This window comes from Pseudomonas sp. S3_A03, assembly GCF_054668275.1.
The window spans coordinates 4643633-4658286 of the sequence record NZ_CP162753.1 but is presented as its reverse complement, the minus strand read 5'-3'; the positions used below and the strand labels follow the sequence as shown (position 1 = coordinate 4658286).

Here is a 14654-nt window from a genome sequence, read left to right as displayed (position 1 = left end):
CACCCACGGCGCGCCGACCAATGCTACAGAATGCCTGCTACTGCGGCACAACCGCTTTCGGAGGCTTTTATTGCAAAGTGTGTTGTTCGATGAACTCTGTCGGTACAACGCCTTCACGGCTGACCAGCCGATTGAGCTCCGAGCGCGGCAATCGAACGGCCAGCAAGCTGACACCTTCTTCGTCGTGTTCTTCTTTCTGTACCGCGCCCAGCTCGAAAAACTGTGCACGCAGTCGAGCAAAACGCTGAGGCAAGCGCAAGGTGCCGACAAACAAATCGCTGCCGAGCAATTCGGCAATGGCTTGTTCAAGCAGCTCCAAACCACTGCCATCGCGCGCCGACAGCCATACCCGTTGGGGCTTGCCGTTCTCGTCGCGCTGAATTTGCGGCTCAACGCCCTCAAGCAAATCGAGTTTGTTATAGACCTCGAGGATCGGCAAGTCCTGGGCCCCGATCTCGCCCAACACCACCATTACCTGCTCGATCTGCAACATGCGATCCGGCTCAGCCGCATCGATCACGTGCAGCAGCAGGTCGGAGTTGCTCGACTCTTCGAGCGTAGACCGAAATGCCTCGACCAGTTTGTGTGGCAGGTGGCGAATGAAACCCACGGTGTCGGCCAGGACAATCGGCCCCAGGTCGTCGATATCCAGACGGCGCAAGGTCGGGTCGAGGGTGGCGAACAGTTGGTCGGCCGCGTACACGTCGGATTTGGTCACGTTGTTGAACAGCGTGGACTTGCCGGCGTTGGTATAGCCCACCAGGGAGACGGTCGGGATATCCGCACGTGAACGGCCACGTCGCGATTGCTCGCGCTGGCTACGTACTTTTTCCAGACGCCCCTTGATCTGGCGCAGGCGAACCCGCAGCAGGCGCCGGTCGGTTTCCAGTTGGGTTTCACCAGGGCCGCGCATGCCGATACCGCCACCCTGACGCTCAAGGTGAGTCCAACCGCGAACCAGCCGCGTGCTCATGTGGTCAAGCTGGGCCAGTTCGACCTGGAGCTTGCCTTCATGGGTACGGGCGCGCTGGGCGAAAATATCGAGAATCAGGCCGGTACGGTCGATCACGCGACACTCGAAAACACGTTCGAGGTTACGTTCCTGACTGGGCGTGAGGGTATGGTTGAAGATCACCAGATCGGCTTCTTCGGCGTGTACAAGGTCGCGCAGCTCCTCGACCTTGCCGCTGCCAATCAGGTATTTGGCGGTTGGCCGATGACGCGGCACGTTAAAAAACGCAACGGTCTCGGCGCCGGCAGAATTTGCCAACTCCTGAAACTCCTGCGGATCTTCGCGCGCCTCAGGGTCCTGTCCATCCAAGTGAACGAGGATCACTCGCTCACCACCACCGTGGCGCTCAAAGAACAAAGGAGACTCCTATCAGGCGTTACCTGGCTCAGCGTCACCCTGTTCATCACCTGCTGCGCTAGGCAGACGGATTGGACGAACTGGAACGACTGTCGAGATAGCGTGTTTGTAGACCATTTGGCTGACGGTGTTTTTCAGCAGGATCACGAATTGGTCGAACGACTCGATCGTGCCTTGCAGTTTGATACCGTTGACCAGGTAGATGGAAACCCCCACTTTCTCTTTACGTAAAGTATTCAAGTAAGGGTCTTGTAGCGAATGCCCTTTTGACATGTGCCGCACTCCTTTAAGGATCAATAATAAAAAATCGGAAAATAGGTAGCTCATGGCCGTCACACCCCCAAGGATAGACGGCAATTGCAAGGACTCAGCTCAATATGGAGACCGTTCCCAAGTATTTCAAGGTGCGTGACAGATTGTCGCTGTCCAGACTGTCCAACCAGTGCAAATCGCTCCAGCTGCGCAGCCGGGTGAACTGGCGCTTCGCCAATTGGCGCGTGGCAATGATGCCGCGCTCCTGCATTTCGGCTGACGTCAGCTTGCCATCCAGATGATCCCAGACTTGGCGGTAGCCTACAGCACGTATCGAAGGCAGCCCTGGGTGCAGGTCACCTCGTGAACGCAGTGCTACGACCTCGTCGATAAACCCCTGTTCCAACATAATTGTGAATCTTTGTGCAATTCGATCATGCAGCACCTGGCGATTTGCCGGAGCGATAGCCAGATTCGCCACAGTATAGGGCAATTGTGACTGTCCAGATGCGCCTGCATCAGCACTTTGCGCAGTTTGTTTCAGCCGCAGTTCAGTCATGGTCTGGCCGCTGACACGCCAGACTTCCAAGGCACGGCTGAGCCGCTGGGGATCATTCGGGTGAATCCGCGCGGCGGATACCGGATCCACCGCCGCCAACTGGTCGTGCAGGGCTTGCCAGCCAAGGCGTGCGGCCTCTTCTTCGAGTTCTGCGCGCACTCGGGCATCGGCGGCCGGCATGTCAGCCAAGCCTTCCTGTAAAGCCTTGTAATAGAGCATCGTGCCGCCCACCAGCAGCGGGATGTTGCCCCGCGCCGTGATTTCAGCCATGGCGGCCAGCGCGTCAGTACGAAAATCCGCGGCGCTATAGCTCTCGGCCGGGTCGATGATGTCGATCAGACGGTGCGGATGCTCGGCAAGCAGCTCCTTGGAGGGCTTGGCGGTGCCGATATCCATGCCCCGGTAAACCAGGGCAGAGTCGACACTGATCAGTTCGCATGGCAACACCTTCGTCAGCTCGATGGCCAGGTCGGTCTTGCCGGCGGCCGTGGGGCCCATCAGGAAGATTGCGGGGGGCAAGGCGCTCATCAACGCCCGCGCAAAAACAATTTGTCCAGATCGTCCAGGCCCATCTGGGTCCAGGTCGGTCGGCCATGGTTGCATTGACCGCTGCGCTCGGTGTTTTCCATATCACGCAGCAAACCATTCATTTCCGGCAGGGCCAGGCGGCGATTGGCGCGGATGGCACCGTGACAGGCCATGGTGCCGAGCAATTCGTTGATATGCGCCTGGATACGGTCACTCGTGCCGTACTCCATCAGGTCCGCCAGCACGTCGGCCACCAGCCGGTTGGCTTCGGCTTGCTTGAGCAGCGCAGGAATCTGGCGGATCGCGAGGGTTTCTGGCCCCAGGCGTTGCAGTTCGAAGCCCAGCTTCTGGAATACGCTGTGGTGTTCTTCTGCGCAATCGGCTTCACGCTGGCTCACGGCCAGGGACTCCGGCACCAGCAGTGGTTGGCCGCTGAGGCCTTCGCTGGCCATGGCAATCTTCAGGCGTTCGTACATGATTCGCTCGTGGGCGGCATGCATGTCGACCAGCACCAGCCCGTGGGCGTTTTCAGCGAGGATATAGATGCCTTTAAGCTGCGCCAGCGCATACCCCAGCGGCGGAATATCCCCGCCGCCTTCCGGCAAGGACGCCGCCGCACCCGGCTCGGCCCCCGGCAGTGGCGCAAAGAATTCGCGATAGGCCGCCTGGGCCTCAGCCACCGGTACCGCTGACTGCGGACGCGGCGTGTATTGATATTGATAACCCGCTCCGGCACCGGAACCCGGCGCGGTATAGGTCGGCTGCGACTGCGGCGTTTGCAGCAGGTTGCCCGCCAGGCTCATTTCGCCCTGAGGGCCGAACTCACCGGCCTCGGGACCGCTCGGGCGCACCACCGCCGTCACAATCGGCGCCGACAGTTGATCGTCCGGGCGCACATCGCCCAAGGCTCGGTGCAAGGTGCCGTACAGGAAGTCATGCACCATGCGCCCATCACGGAAGCGCACTTCGTGCTTGGTCGGGTGCACGTTGACGTCGACCACCGCAGGGTCGACCTCGAAAAACAGTACGAACGTCGGGTGCCGCCCGTTGAACAACACATCGCGATACGCCTGGCGCACCGCGTGGGCGACCAGTTTGTCGCGTACCGCGCGGCCATTCACAAAGAAGTACTGCAAATCCGCCTGGCTACGGGAGAACGTCGGCAACCCGACCCAGCCCCACAGGCGCAGGCCATTGCGCTCGATCTCAATCGGCAGCGCCTGCTCCAGGAAACCCGCGCCACAGATCGCCGACACTCGACGCGCACGTGCCGCCTCGTCATGGGCTTCGTGCAGGCTGAGGATGGTCTTGCCGTTATGGCGCAGGTGAAATGCCACGTCGAAGCGCGCCAGGGCCAGGCGTTTGATGACTTCTTGCAGGTGATCGAATTCGGTCTTTTCGGCCTTGAGGAATTTGCGCCGCGCGGGGGTGTTGAAGAACAGGTCGCGCACCTCCACCGAGGTACCCACCGGATGCGCCGCCGGCTGAACCCGAGGCGCCATGTCGCGGCCCTCGGTCTCCACTTGCCAGGCCTGCTCGGCGCTGCGCGTGCGGGACGTAAGCGTCAGGCGGGCCACAGAGCTGATCGAGGCCAGGGCCTCACCGCGAAAACCCAGGCTCATCACCCGTTCAAGGTCTTCCAGGTCGCGGATCTTGCTGGTGGCGTGGCGGGCCAGGGCCAGCGGCAGGTCATCGGAGGAGATGCCGCTGCCGTCGTCGCGCACGCGCAGTAACTTGACGCCGCCCTGCTCCACGTCGACATCGATGCGCTTGGCGCCGGAATCGATGCTGTTTTCCAGTAGCTCCTTGATCACCGATGCCGGGCGCTCGACGACTTCGCCCGCCGCGATCTGGTTAGCCAGGCGCGGGCTGAGCAATTCAATACGCGACCCGCTGTTCAGGGTTGATTCGCTCATTACTGTGCCGCCAATTCAGTGCCGGGGATGGTCAATACCTGGCCGACTTTCAGCTCATCCGTCTTCAGGTTATTGGCATTGCGCAACGTCGCCGCCGACACCTGGAAACGCACCGCCAACATCGCCAGGGTGTCGCCGGGCTGAACGCGATGGTCACGCGGGCCCTGGGCAATTTTGCCGGAGTCGCGCAGCCAGGCGATGTAAGTGCCCGGCGGCGGGTTCTGCTGGAAGAACTGGCGCACACCCGCGCTGATGGAGCGCGCCAACGCTTGCTGGTGACTGGCACTGGCGAGCTTCGAGGCTTCGTTGGCGTTGGAGATAAACCCCGTTTCCACCAGGATCGAGGGAATATCCGGCGACTTCAGCACCATGAACCCGGCCTGCTCCACACGCTGTTTGTGCAGGGAGGTCACACGGCCGATGTTGCTCAGGACCTTCTGGCCCACGTTCAGGCTGGAGGTCAGCGAGGCGGTCATCGACAGGTCGAGCAGTACGCCGGCGAGCATCTTGTCTTTGTCATCGAGGGACACGTTGCCGGCCCCGCCGATCAGGTCGGAACGGTTTTCGCTGTCGGCCAGCCAACGAGCGGTCTCGGACGTGGCGCCGCGATCAGACAAGGCAAACACCGAAGCGCCGAACGCAGCGGTCGACGGCGCCGCATCGGCGTGGATCGACACGAACAGGTCAGCGCCTTTCTTGCGGGCGATTTCGGTACGCCCGCGCAATGGAATGAAGTAGTCGCCGGTACGGGTCAGCTCGGCGCGGTAGCCTTTCATGCCGTTGACCTGGCGTTGCAGTTCGCGGGCAATGGCCAATACCACGTCTTTTTCATGCTGCCCACGTGAGCCGGAGGCGCCCGGGTCTTCACCGCCGTGGCCGGCATCGATCACCACGATGATGTCGCGCTTGCCGGCCGGCGCCGGTGGTGGTGGCGGCAGCTTGACCTGGGGTTGCGACGGGTTCACCGGCACCGCAGGCACAGTCGCCACGCTCGGGGTTGGCGCAGGCGGGGTGCGGCATCGGCGGCGTTATCGAACAGGTCGACCACCAACCGGTTGCCATACTGGGCATTCGGGGCCAGGGAGAAGCTTTTCGGCGTCACGACTTTTTTCAGGTCGATGACCACGCGCAAGTCGGTCGGCGTGCGCTGGGCCGAGCGCATGGCGGTGATGGGGGTATTGGCGGTGGACACCTTCAGCGGCGCGGCCAGGGTTGCACCGTTGATGTCGATCACCAGGCGATCAGGCGCCGTGAGGGTAAAGACACTGTGCTGGACCGGGCCAGACAGGTCGAACACCAGTCGCGTGTTATCCGGCGCTCGCCACAGGCGCACACTCTTTACCTGTGAAGCAGCCAGAGCATTGACAGTCATTGCCGCAAGCAACACCCCTACGACAGCAACCAACGCGCGAAAGCGCATACCTAACCCCACCAATTATTTGAATTCCAATGCCAGAGCGGCACACCACGATTCACCGCGCGGGCTCTGGGGCAACAACTTCAGCTGACGTCCGTGCTCATGCGGCGTAATGGTAATGGTCAGGTCCGGCTTTGGCAAAAAGCCTGTGCCTTTATCTGGCCATTCAATCAAACACAGCGGGTCTTCATCGAAGTAATCACGGATGCCCATGAACTCCAGCTCTTCGGGGTCCACCAAGCGATAGAGGTCGAAGTGAAAGGCGCGCAGGTCGCCGATCTCATAGGGTTCGACCAAGGTAAACGTCGGGCTTTTTACCGCGCCCGCATGGCCCAGCCCGCGAATAATCCCGCGGGATAACGTGGTCTTGCCCGCCCCCAGGTCGCCTTCGAGGAAGATCAACCCCGCCCCACGTGTGAGCTGGGCAATACGATGACCCAACGCGACCATGGCGTCTTCATCGGCCAGGAAAAGAATTACTTCAGGCACGGCGACTGCTCCTCCAGCAATTGACGAATGGCAGGTATGAGATCGCTGGCTGCCAAGCCGCGACCCAAGGTGCCTTGGCGCTGCCCTGCAGTGGCGTGCAACCACACAGCCAGGCAACTTGCTTCATAAGCCGGCATGCCCTGGGCCAGCAATGCCCCCACCAGGCCGGCCAACACATCGCCCAGGCCCGCCGTGGCCATTGCCGGGTGGCCCTGATCACAGCGGGAAACACGCCCATCCGGGCTGGCAATCAAACTGCCAGCACCCTTGAGGACAGCGACGGCATTAAATGTCTGGCTCAACGCGCGCGCCACCTTAAGCCGGTCGGCCTGAACCTCTGCTGTCGAAATGCCCAGCAGGCGCGCAGCTTCCCCCGGATGCGGTGTGATCACGCAATTGGCCGGAAGGTTGACGCTACCCGTGGCCAACTGATTCAAGGCGTCCGCGTCCCACACTTGCGGCTGGCGCGCATTGGCGGCGACCGACAACAGGCTGCTACCCCACGAGGCTGCGCCCAAGCCGGGGCCGATGACGATGACCGAGATTTTTTCCAGCAGGCCCATCAGTTGATTGGCAGAACTTACGCCCACGGCCATAAGTTCCGGCAAGCGCGCCAGCGCGGCGGGCACGTGCTCAACGCGGGTGGCCAGCGACACCATGCCCGCGCCACTGCGCAAAGCGCTTTCGGCACTCAGCAACGCTGCGCCGCCGAGGCCACGGTCGCCGCCGATCACCAACAGGTGGCCGAACCGGCCTTTATGGGCGTCCGGAGAACGCGCAGCCAGTTGCGGCAAATTCCCGTGCAACAGGAGCTGAACGTCGGTTATTGGGTGTTTTGTCTGAGGCATGCGTCTTCAAGCTCCGATGTCTGGCAGAATTATACGCATCTAACTTGTGGTTTCCCGTGTCTCATGCCTGCTATTACCTCCGATCTGCCCGCCCTCGCCCAATCGATCAAAGACTGGGGTCGCGAGCTGGGCTTTCAACAAGTCGGCATCAGCGGGCTGGACCTGGCCGAGCATGAACAGCACCTGCAACGCTGGCTCGACGCGGGCTACCACGGCGAAATGGACTACATGGGCGCCCATGGCAGCAAACGTTCCCACCCCGAAGAGTTGGTACCGGGCACCCTGCGCGTGGTGTCGCTGCGCATGGATTATCTGCCAGGCGACTCCCAAATGGCGCAGTTGCTCGCTCAACCGGAAAAAGCCTACATCTCGCGCTATGCCCTGGGCCGTGACTACCACAAGCTGATCCGCAAGCGCGTGCAGCAACTGGCCGACCGCATTCAGGCGCAGATCGGCCCGTTTGGCTTTCGCGCTTTTGTCGATAGCGCGCCCGTCCTGGAAAAAGCCATCGCAGAAAAGGCCGGCCTCGGCTGGATCGGTAAAAATACCTTGGTGCTCAATCGCAAGGCCGGCAGCTATTTCTTTTTGAGCGAACTGTTTGTCGATTTACCGCTGCCGATCGATGAGCCACACAGCACTGAACATTGCGGGCGCTGCACAGCGTGCCTGGACATCTGCCCGACCAATGCCTTTGTCGGCCCCTACGTGCTGGATGCCCGGCGCTGCATTTCCTACCTGACCATCGAACTCAAGCATGCGATCCCGGAGGATCTGCGTCCCTTGATCGGCAACCGTGTATTCGGCTGTGATGACTGTCAGATCGTTTGCCCCTGGAATCGTTTCGCCCGGTCCACCGCCGAAGGCGATTTCCAGCCGCGACACAACCTGGATAACGCAGAACTGGCCGAGCTGTTCATGTGGGACGAGGATAAATTCCTCAGCAGCACCGAAGGCTCACCTTTGCGCCGTGCCGGTTACGAGCGCTGGCTGCGTAACCTCGCGGTGGGTTTGGGCAATGCGCCATCGAGTATTCCGGTGATCGAGGCCTTGAAGGCGCGCCGGGATTACCCGTCCGAGCTGGTACGCGAACACGTGGAGTGGGCGCTGAACCAGCACGCCACGCGCTAGTGCACGTCGTCGTTGTAGACGAACTTGGGCATTTCCCAGTGAAAACGGATCGCCAGCAGGCGCAATAGAAAGCCGCTGAACAACGTCAGCAGAATCGCTTGCTCGCTGGGCAACTCCAGATAAAGACACAGCAAATAGAACCAGGCGGCAAGGAACGACACGCTGGCATACAGCTCACGACGGAAGATCAACGGGATGTCGTTACAGAAGATATCCCTCAGGATGCCGCCGAATACCCCGGTAATCACGCCGCTAACCGACGCCACCAGCATGCCGTGGCCCATTTCCAGGGCAGTCATGCAGCCGATCAGGGTGAAGGCCACCAGGCCGACGGCGTCCAGCGCCAGGAACAGCGAGCGCAGATGCCGCATCAGCGGCGCAATAAAGATCGTCACCAGCGCCGCGACCGAGGTCAGCACCAGGTATTCGGGGTGCTTGACCCACGTCAGCGGGTAGTGCCCCAGTAACACGTCGCGCACCGAACCGCCCCCCAACGCCGTCACACAGGCGATCAGCACCACGCCGAACCAGTCCATGCCACGGCGCCCCGCAGAGAGGGCGCCGGTCATGGCTTCGGCGGTGATGGCAATGAGGTAGAGCATCAGCAGCATGATGGTGATCCTGGCAGAGAGGCCGGCAGTCTAATCATTTGCCGAGGGCACCAAAAGGGGGCACTTGGCGATAAACCGCGTCGCCGGCCATCGGGAGCAAGCCCCCACATTTGAAATGTGTTCACAAATCAAAATGTGTGGGCTTGCCTACGATGGCGTCAGCTCAGTCGCTACAGCTTCAGGCCTTGATGAAATGCTTGCGGTAATGCTGCAGCTCGGCGATCGACTCGCGAATATCATCCAGCGCCAGGTGAGTACTGCCTTTATGGAAGCTGTCTTTGACGTCCGGCGCCCAGCGTGCGGCCAGCTCTTTGAGCGTCGAGACATCCAGGTTGCGGTAGTGGAAGTAGCTTTCGAGCCCTTTCATGTGCGTATAAAGGAAGCGACGGTCCTGGCAGATGCTGTTGCCACAGATCGGCGATTTGCCCTTGGGCACCCATTTTTCCAGGAAGGCGATGGTCTGGGCTTCGGCTTCGGCCATGCTGACGCGGCTGTCGCGCACACGCTGAGTCAGGCCGGAGTTGCCGTGGGTGCGGGTGTTCCACTCGTCCATGGTGGCCAGCACGGCGTCGCTGTGGTGGATGGCGATCACCGGACCTTCGGCCAAGGTGTTGAGGTTGCTGTCGGTGACAATGGTGGCCATCTCGATGATGACGTCGGTGTCGGGGTTCAGACCGGTCATTTCCAGATCGATCCAAATCAGGTTCTGTGGGTTTTGCATGGCTTGATTCTCTTGGCACCTTGGCGTAGCTGCGCAGTTTAGCAGGCGGGGCCGTGCTAGACTCGCGACCGTTTTACCCAAACCTTTGCATTATCGACACGGAACACCAATGGCCAAACGCCAGCTCAACCGCCGCCAAAACTGGCGCATCGAAAAGATTCAAGGTGAACGCGCCGCGCGCGCCGCCAAACGTGAATCCTCCGCCGTAGAAGCGCTTGAAGGCGGCGACCTGGGCCCCGAGCAAACGGGCCTGGTAATCGCGCACTTCGGTGTGCAGGTCGAAGTCGAGGCGCTGGAAGGCGAACTCGCGGGCTCAGTCTCCCGTTGCCACCTGCGCGCCAACCTGCCGGCGCTGGTGACCGGCGACAAAGTGGTATGGCGCGCCGGCAACCAGGGCATCGGCGTGATCGTCGCCCAGTTGCCACGCACCACCGAACTGCGCCGGCCCGACAGCCGCGGCCAGCTCAAGCCGGTGGCGGCCAACGTCGACATGATCGTGATCGTATTCGCCCCCTTGCCCGAGCCTCATGCCAACCTGATCGACCGCTACCTGGTAGCCGCCGAACATGCCGGCATCCGCCCGTTGCTGTTGCTGAACAAGTTCGACCTGATCGACGAACAGAACGCCCCTGCGCTGAATGCGCTGCTGGCGGTCTACCGCACCTTGGGCTACCCGGTGCTGGAAGTGTCGGCCCATCACGGCAATGGCATGGAACAACTGCAACAGCAGTTGGACGGACGCATCAGCGTGTTTGTCGGCCAGTCCGGCGTGGGTAAGTCGTCGCTGGTCAACAGCTTGCTGCCCGAGGTCGACACCCGTGTAGGCCCGCTGTCGGAACTGTCCGGCCAAGGTACGCACACCACCACCACCGCGCGGTTGTTCCACTTCCCCGGCGGCGGCGAACTGATCGACTCCCCGGGCATTCGTGAATTCGGCCTCGGCCACGTGAGCCGCAGCGATGTGGAAGCGGGCTTCATCGAGTTCAACGACCTGATTGGCACCTGTCGCTTCCGCGACTGCAAACACGACCGCGAGCCGGGTTGTGCGTTGCTCAAGGCCCTGGAAGACGGCCGCGTGCAGCAGCAGCGAATGAACAGTTATCGGTCGATTATTGCGAGCTTGCCGGAGAGCAGTTACTAAACCGCCGAAACAACAAGGCCGCGATTATCGCGGCCTTGTTGTATGTGAAGCCTAGGATCCCGTCCCAGGCACCGTAGGGTCTTTCACCCCACCATCATCAAACAGATTCAATTTCTGACGCAGCTCATGCGCCGGCAAGGGTTCTTGCCCTGGCGGGATGGCGTTCGGGTCGGCCGGCACTTCGCCGGGCGCGCCAGCACCAGGGGTCGGTTGTGGCGGTGGGGGCTGATCACCCTCAATCGCACGCTGGGCCTTTTTGGTCAGCACGACGATATCGATGCGCCGGTTGGCCGGGTTGAACGGATCCTTGTGATCAAACAGCTGCGAGGATGCAAAACCCACCACGCGCGCGACTTGCGGGTCCGGGTAGCTGCCGGCTACCAACGCGCGACGTGCGGCGTTGGCGCGGTTGGCCGATAGCTCCCAGTTGCCGAAGTCACCCTGGCCCGCATACGGCTTGGCGTCGGTGTGACCGCTGATGCTGATCTTGTTCGGCACCGTCTTGATGGTGTCGGCCATGGCCAGCAGGATGTCTTCGAAATACGGCTTCAAGCGTGCGCTGCCGGAGTCGAACATCGGCCGGTTGGCGGCGTCGGTGATCTGGATGCGCAAGCCTTCCGGAGTGATTTCGAACGAAATCTGATCCTTGAATTTCAGCAACTGCGGGTTTTCTTCGACCTTGTTCTGCAACTCTTGCAACAGCAACTCAAGGCGCTCTTGCTCGACCTGCTCGGCCATGGCCTCGACGGTATCGCGCTCGATCGGGATTTTTTCCTGGGGCGCCTCGGTTTTGACTTCGGGGTTGATGGTGCGCTCAGGCGCCAATTGCGGCGAGCCGCCCAGATCGATCACGAAAGGCGTGCCGCTTTCCGAAAAGCCAATCGGGTCTTTGAAGTAGCCGGCAATGGCGATTTTCTGTTCGGGCGTGGCCGTCGACATCAGCCACAGCACCAGGAAGAACGCCATCATCGCCGTCGCAAAGTCGGCGAAGGCGATTTTCCAGGCGCCACCATGGTGCCCCGCAGCGAAGCGCTTGACGCGCTTGATGATTATCGGCTGGTTGTTTTCCATGGCTTAGCGACCGCGAACCGCTTGTTCCAGCTCGGCGAAGCTTGGGCGATGCTTCGGGTACAGGACCTTGCGACCGAACTCCACCGCCAGCGACGGCGGCATGCCGGAAGCGGACGCCACCAGACTGGCCTTGATCGATTCGTAAAGGTTGATTTCTTCTTTGGCATCATGGGCCAGGGAGGTCGCCAGAGGGCCGAAGAAACCGTAGGCCGCGAGAATACCGAAGAAGGTCCCCACCAACGCCGCACCGACGTGCATGCCGATGGCCGCCTGGTCACCCTCACCCAGGGAGGCCATGGTCACCACAATACCGAGTACCGCCGCGACGATACCGAAACCGGGCATGCCGTCTGCGACGCCGGTCACGGCGTGGGACGGATGCTCCAGCTCCTCTTTAAGGCTGAACAATTCCATGTCGAACAAGCCTTCAAGCTCATGGGGAGCCATGTTGCCGGAGGACATGATGCGCAGGTAATCACAGATATAAGCGGTCATGCGCTCGTCTTTGAGCACGGCCGGATACTTGGCGAAAATCGGGCTGGCCGCGGCGTCCTCGATGTCAGCCTCGATGGCCATCATGCCTTCGCGGCGGCTCTTGTTGAGGATCTCGTACACCAGCCCCAGCACTTCCAGGTAGAAGGTGTGGGTAAAGCGCGAACCAAACATGGCCAATGACTTCTTGATCACGTGCATGGTCATGTAGCCGGGGTTGGCCTGCAGGAAAGCGCCCAGTGCCGCACCACCGATAATCATCACCTCGAAAGGCTGGATCAGTGCCGCAATTTTACCGTGGGACAGGACGTACCCGCCGAGCACGCTCGCGAAGACGACGATGATGCCGATAATTTTAGCCATAGGAGATGAGTACTTGCGCCGTCGGGTTCATGGACATATTTGGGGGAACTGAAAAACTCTTGTTCTACTTATCGGCAAAACTGCGCCAGACTATAGCCCGTTAAGGCGAAAAGCCAGTTCGGCCCGCTCCGGGCGTGTTGACCGCATGTGATGATCGCGCCCCAATCATGGCTAATAAAACGACAGTCCCATCTGTAAGACCTCTCTCTCTCGCCGCTTGGATCAAGTGCCTGGACGAAGTGCCGCTGCCTGTTCCCCAGGCCAGCCACGACCGGGTGTGCAAGGCGATCCGCGACAGCCGCAGTTCGTTGCGAGATATTGCCGAACTGATGCAAAACAGCCCAGCCCTTGTACTCAGCGTGATGCGCGAGGCAAACAGCCATACCCATGGCAGCCTGACGGAGCCGGCGGAAAATCTCGAAGTGGCGCTCAACCGCCTGGGCCTCAAGCGCGCCGAAGAACTGCTGGCGCGCCTGCCCTCGGTGCCGGCCCAAGAGATCCCCATTGCATTGCGTCAATTGTTGCTGGTGAGCCAGCATGCATCGCAACAAGCCAACGGTTTGTTCGGCAGCCGCCTGGCACGGTTGTGGCAAGACATTCACTGGGGCAGCCTGCTGTTTCTGTCGCCGCTGTGGCCGATGGCCGTTGCCCACCCCAAGCTTCTCGAAGAGTGGGAGCTGCGCGTGATTCACAAGGGCGAGTCGGCACGCAAGGTCGAGCAGCAATTGTTCGGCGTACGCCTGCTGGACCTGTGCCTGGCACTGACCGAAACCTGGCACCTGCCGATCTGGGTGTCCCAGGGTTATAACCTGCTGAAGAACGAGCAACGGTTGCTGGTCAAGGCGCTGCATATCGCCCGTGAAGATGACCCGTTGCGCCATCAGCAGTTACTCGACGCCGAGCCCAACCTGCGCCGCTGGCTGAACCAGCCGGCCAATACCGTGCTGCTGGCCAACGGTTTGGCGATGTCCGCGCAAGAATCCTGGACCTGCCCGCACACACAGCGCTGGCAGTACCTTACAGCTCTGTATCTGCAACAACCGCTGGCTGAGGTGCAGCAACACTCGCATCAACAAGCCGTCACCAGCGCGCGCACCACGCTGATGCCCGACCTCTGGCACCCGGCGCTTTCGCTGATCTGGCCGTGGCATGTACAGAAGATCCATCGCGGCCTGCTGCCCGCGCCGCCGCCCACCGCCGAAGCCTTGGCGGTATGGCGCAACCGCTGCACCGAACTGCTGGTGGAGCCGAGCCGTTTTGCCAACGCCATGCATTTGACCACGTGCGCCAAGGAAGCCCTGGTGGCCAGTGGCATGCAGCGAGTGTTGTTGTTCATGGCCGATCGCGCCTTGAGCACGCTGCGCGTACACCAAGCCGACGGCCTACCTAAAGACGCCGCCAACCTGAGCCTGGACGTGGTCAACAGCACACTGCTGCAGCGCCTGCTGGAAAAATCCGCCCAAGTGCGCCTCACACCGGACAATCATGCGCAGTTCTCGGCCTTGCTGCCGCCGATCCTGCGTCGCCTGTTCAACGGTGAGCACCTGTTGTTGCGTTCCATGAGCTGCAACGGTCGCGTGGTGATGGTGATGATCGCCGACCAGGGCGGTGGGCCGTTCTCGGAAACCACCGTGCAAGCCTTCGGCAAAACCGCGCAGTGCATCGAGAAAGCCCTGCACAGCTTTACCAACCGCAGCGTCTGATGCTTGCGCTACAATCGCCCTCCTTTATCGCCAACATTTGTGCCCA

General features: G+C 61.1%; 13 protein-coding genes and 1 pseudogene. 3 read left to right on the top strand and 11 right to left on the bottom strand.

What is annotated here, in order from left to right; all coding sequences use genetic code 11:
- Positions 1-67: 67 nt before the first annotated feature.
- From hflX to AB4O25_RS21220, 7 genes and pseudogenes are all read right to left on the bottom strand, one after another.
- Positions 68-1369: a ribosome rescue GTPase HflX gene (gene hflX / locus AB4O25_RS21250; RefSeq protein WP_017526419.1), complete on the bottom strand. Its 1302-nt coding sequence runs from the start codon at positions 1367-1369 to the stop codon at positions 68-70.
- A gap of 12 nt (positions 1370-1381) precedes the next feature.
- Positions 1382-1642 (bottom strand): RNA chaperone Hfq, encoded by a 261-nt coding sequence (gene hfq / locus AB4O25_RS21245; protein WP_003188059.1) that lies wholly within the window; start codon positions 1640-1642, stop codon positions 1382-1384.
- Positions 1643-1736: 94 nt separating this feature from the next.
- The gene (miaA, locus tag AB4O25_RS21240; protein WP_460149957.1) at positions 1737-2708 is read right to left on the bottom strand and encodes a tRNA (adenosine(37)-N6)-dimethylallyltransferase MiaA; all 972 of its coding nucleotides are present in this window, start codon (positions 2706-2708) and stop codon (positions 1737-1739) included.
- Positions 2708-4624 carry a DNA mismatch repair endonuclease MutL gene (gene mutL / locus AB4O25_RS21235; RefSeq protein WP_460149956.1) on the bottom strand — a complete coding sequence of 639 codons (1917 nt, stop codon included), beginning with the start codon at positions 4622-4624 and terminating at the stop codon, positions 2708-2710. The genes miaA and mutL overlap by 1 nt, the downstream gene beginning before the upstream one ends.
- Positions 4624-6044 (bottom strand): annotated as a pseudogene (locus AB4O25_RS21230) (N-acetylmuramoyl-L-alanine amidase). Before AB4O25_RS21230 ends, mutL begins: the two are co-directional and overlap by 1 nt.
- A gap of 15 nt (positions 6045-6059) precedes the next feature.
- Positions 6060-6530, bottom strand: a complete 471-nt coding sequence (tsaE, locus tag AB4O25_RS21225) for a tRNA (adenosine(37)-N6)-threonylcarbamoyltransferase complex ATPase subunit type 1 TsaE (protein ID WP_135196328.1) — start codon at positions 6528-6530, stop codon at positions 6060-6062.
- Positions 6518-7378, bottom strand: a complete 861-nt coding sequence (locus AB4O25_RS21220) for an NAD(P)H-hydrate dehydratase (protein ID WP_217855734.1) — start codon at positions 7376-7378, stop codon at positions 6518-6520. The genes tsaE and AB4O25_RS21220 overlap by 13 nt, the downstream gene beginning before the upstream one ends.
- A gap of 63 nt (positions 7379-7441) precedes the next feature.
- Between AB4O25_RS21220 and queG the strand changes: the two genes are divergently transcribed.
- Positions 7442-8506 (top strand): tRNA epoxyqueuosine(34) reductase QueG, encoded by a 1065-nt coding sequence (gene queG / locus AB4O25_RS21215; protein ID WP_017526425.1) that lies wholly within the window; start codon positions 7442-7444, stop codon positions 8504-8506.
- Here the strand turns inward: queG and AB4O25_RS21210 are convergent.
- The gene (locus tag AB4O25_RS21210) at positions 8503-9120 is read right to left on the bottom strand and encodes a trimeric intracellular cation channel family protein (protein WP_172681530.1); all 618 of its coding nucleotides are present in this window, start codon (positions 9118-9120) and stop codon (positions 8503-8505) included. The two genes, queG and AB4O25_RS21210, sit on opposite strands and share 4 nt — an antisense overlap.
- A 175-nt stretch (positions 9121-9295) precedes the next feature.
- On the bottom strand, positions 9296-9838 hold the full coding sequence (gene orn / locus AB4O25_RS21205; protein WP_460149955.1) for an oligoribonuclease: 543 nt from the start codon (positions 9836-9838) through the stop codon (positions 9296-9298).
- A 109-nt stretch (positions 9839-9947) separates the two neighbouring features.
- Between orn and rsgA the strand changes: the two genes are divergently transcribed.
- Complete coding sequence (rsgA, locus tag AB4O25_RS21200) at positions 9948-10979, top strand: small ribosomal subunit biogenesis GTPase RsgA (protein ID WP_003171340.1); 1032 nt, start codon at positions 9948-9950, stop codon at positions 10977-10979.
- 51 nt (positions 10980-11030) lie between these two features.
- Here the strand turns inward: rsgA and motB are convergent, their stop codons facing one another.
- Positions 11031-12050, bottom strand: a complete 1020-nt coding sequence (motB, locus tag AB4O25_RS21195; protein ID WP_017526428.1) for a flagellar motor protein MotB — start codon at positions 12048-12050, stop codon at positions 11031-11033.
- A 3-nt stretch (positions 12051-12053) separates the two neighbouring features.
- Positions 12054-12905: a flagellar motor stator protein MotA gene (gene motA, locus AB4O25_RS21190; RefSeq protein ID WP_017526429.1), complete on the bottom strand. Its 852-nt coding sequence runs from the start codon at positions 12903-12905 to the stop codon at positions 12054-12056.
- A gap of 167 nt (positions 12906-13072) precedes the next feature.
- Here motA and AB4O25_RS21185 point away from each other — a divergent pair, with 167 nt between their 5' ends.
- Positions 13073-14608 carry an HDOD domain-containing protein gene (locus tag AB4O25_RS21185; RefSeq protein WP_017526430.1) on the top strand — a complete coding sequence of 512 codons (1536 nt, stop codon included), beginning with the start codon at positions 13073-13075 and terminating at the stop codon, positions 14606-14608.
- Positions 14609-14654 lie beyond the last annotated feature (46 nt).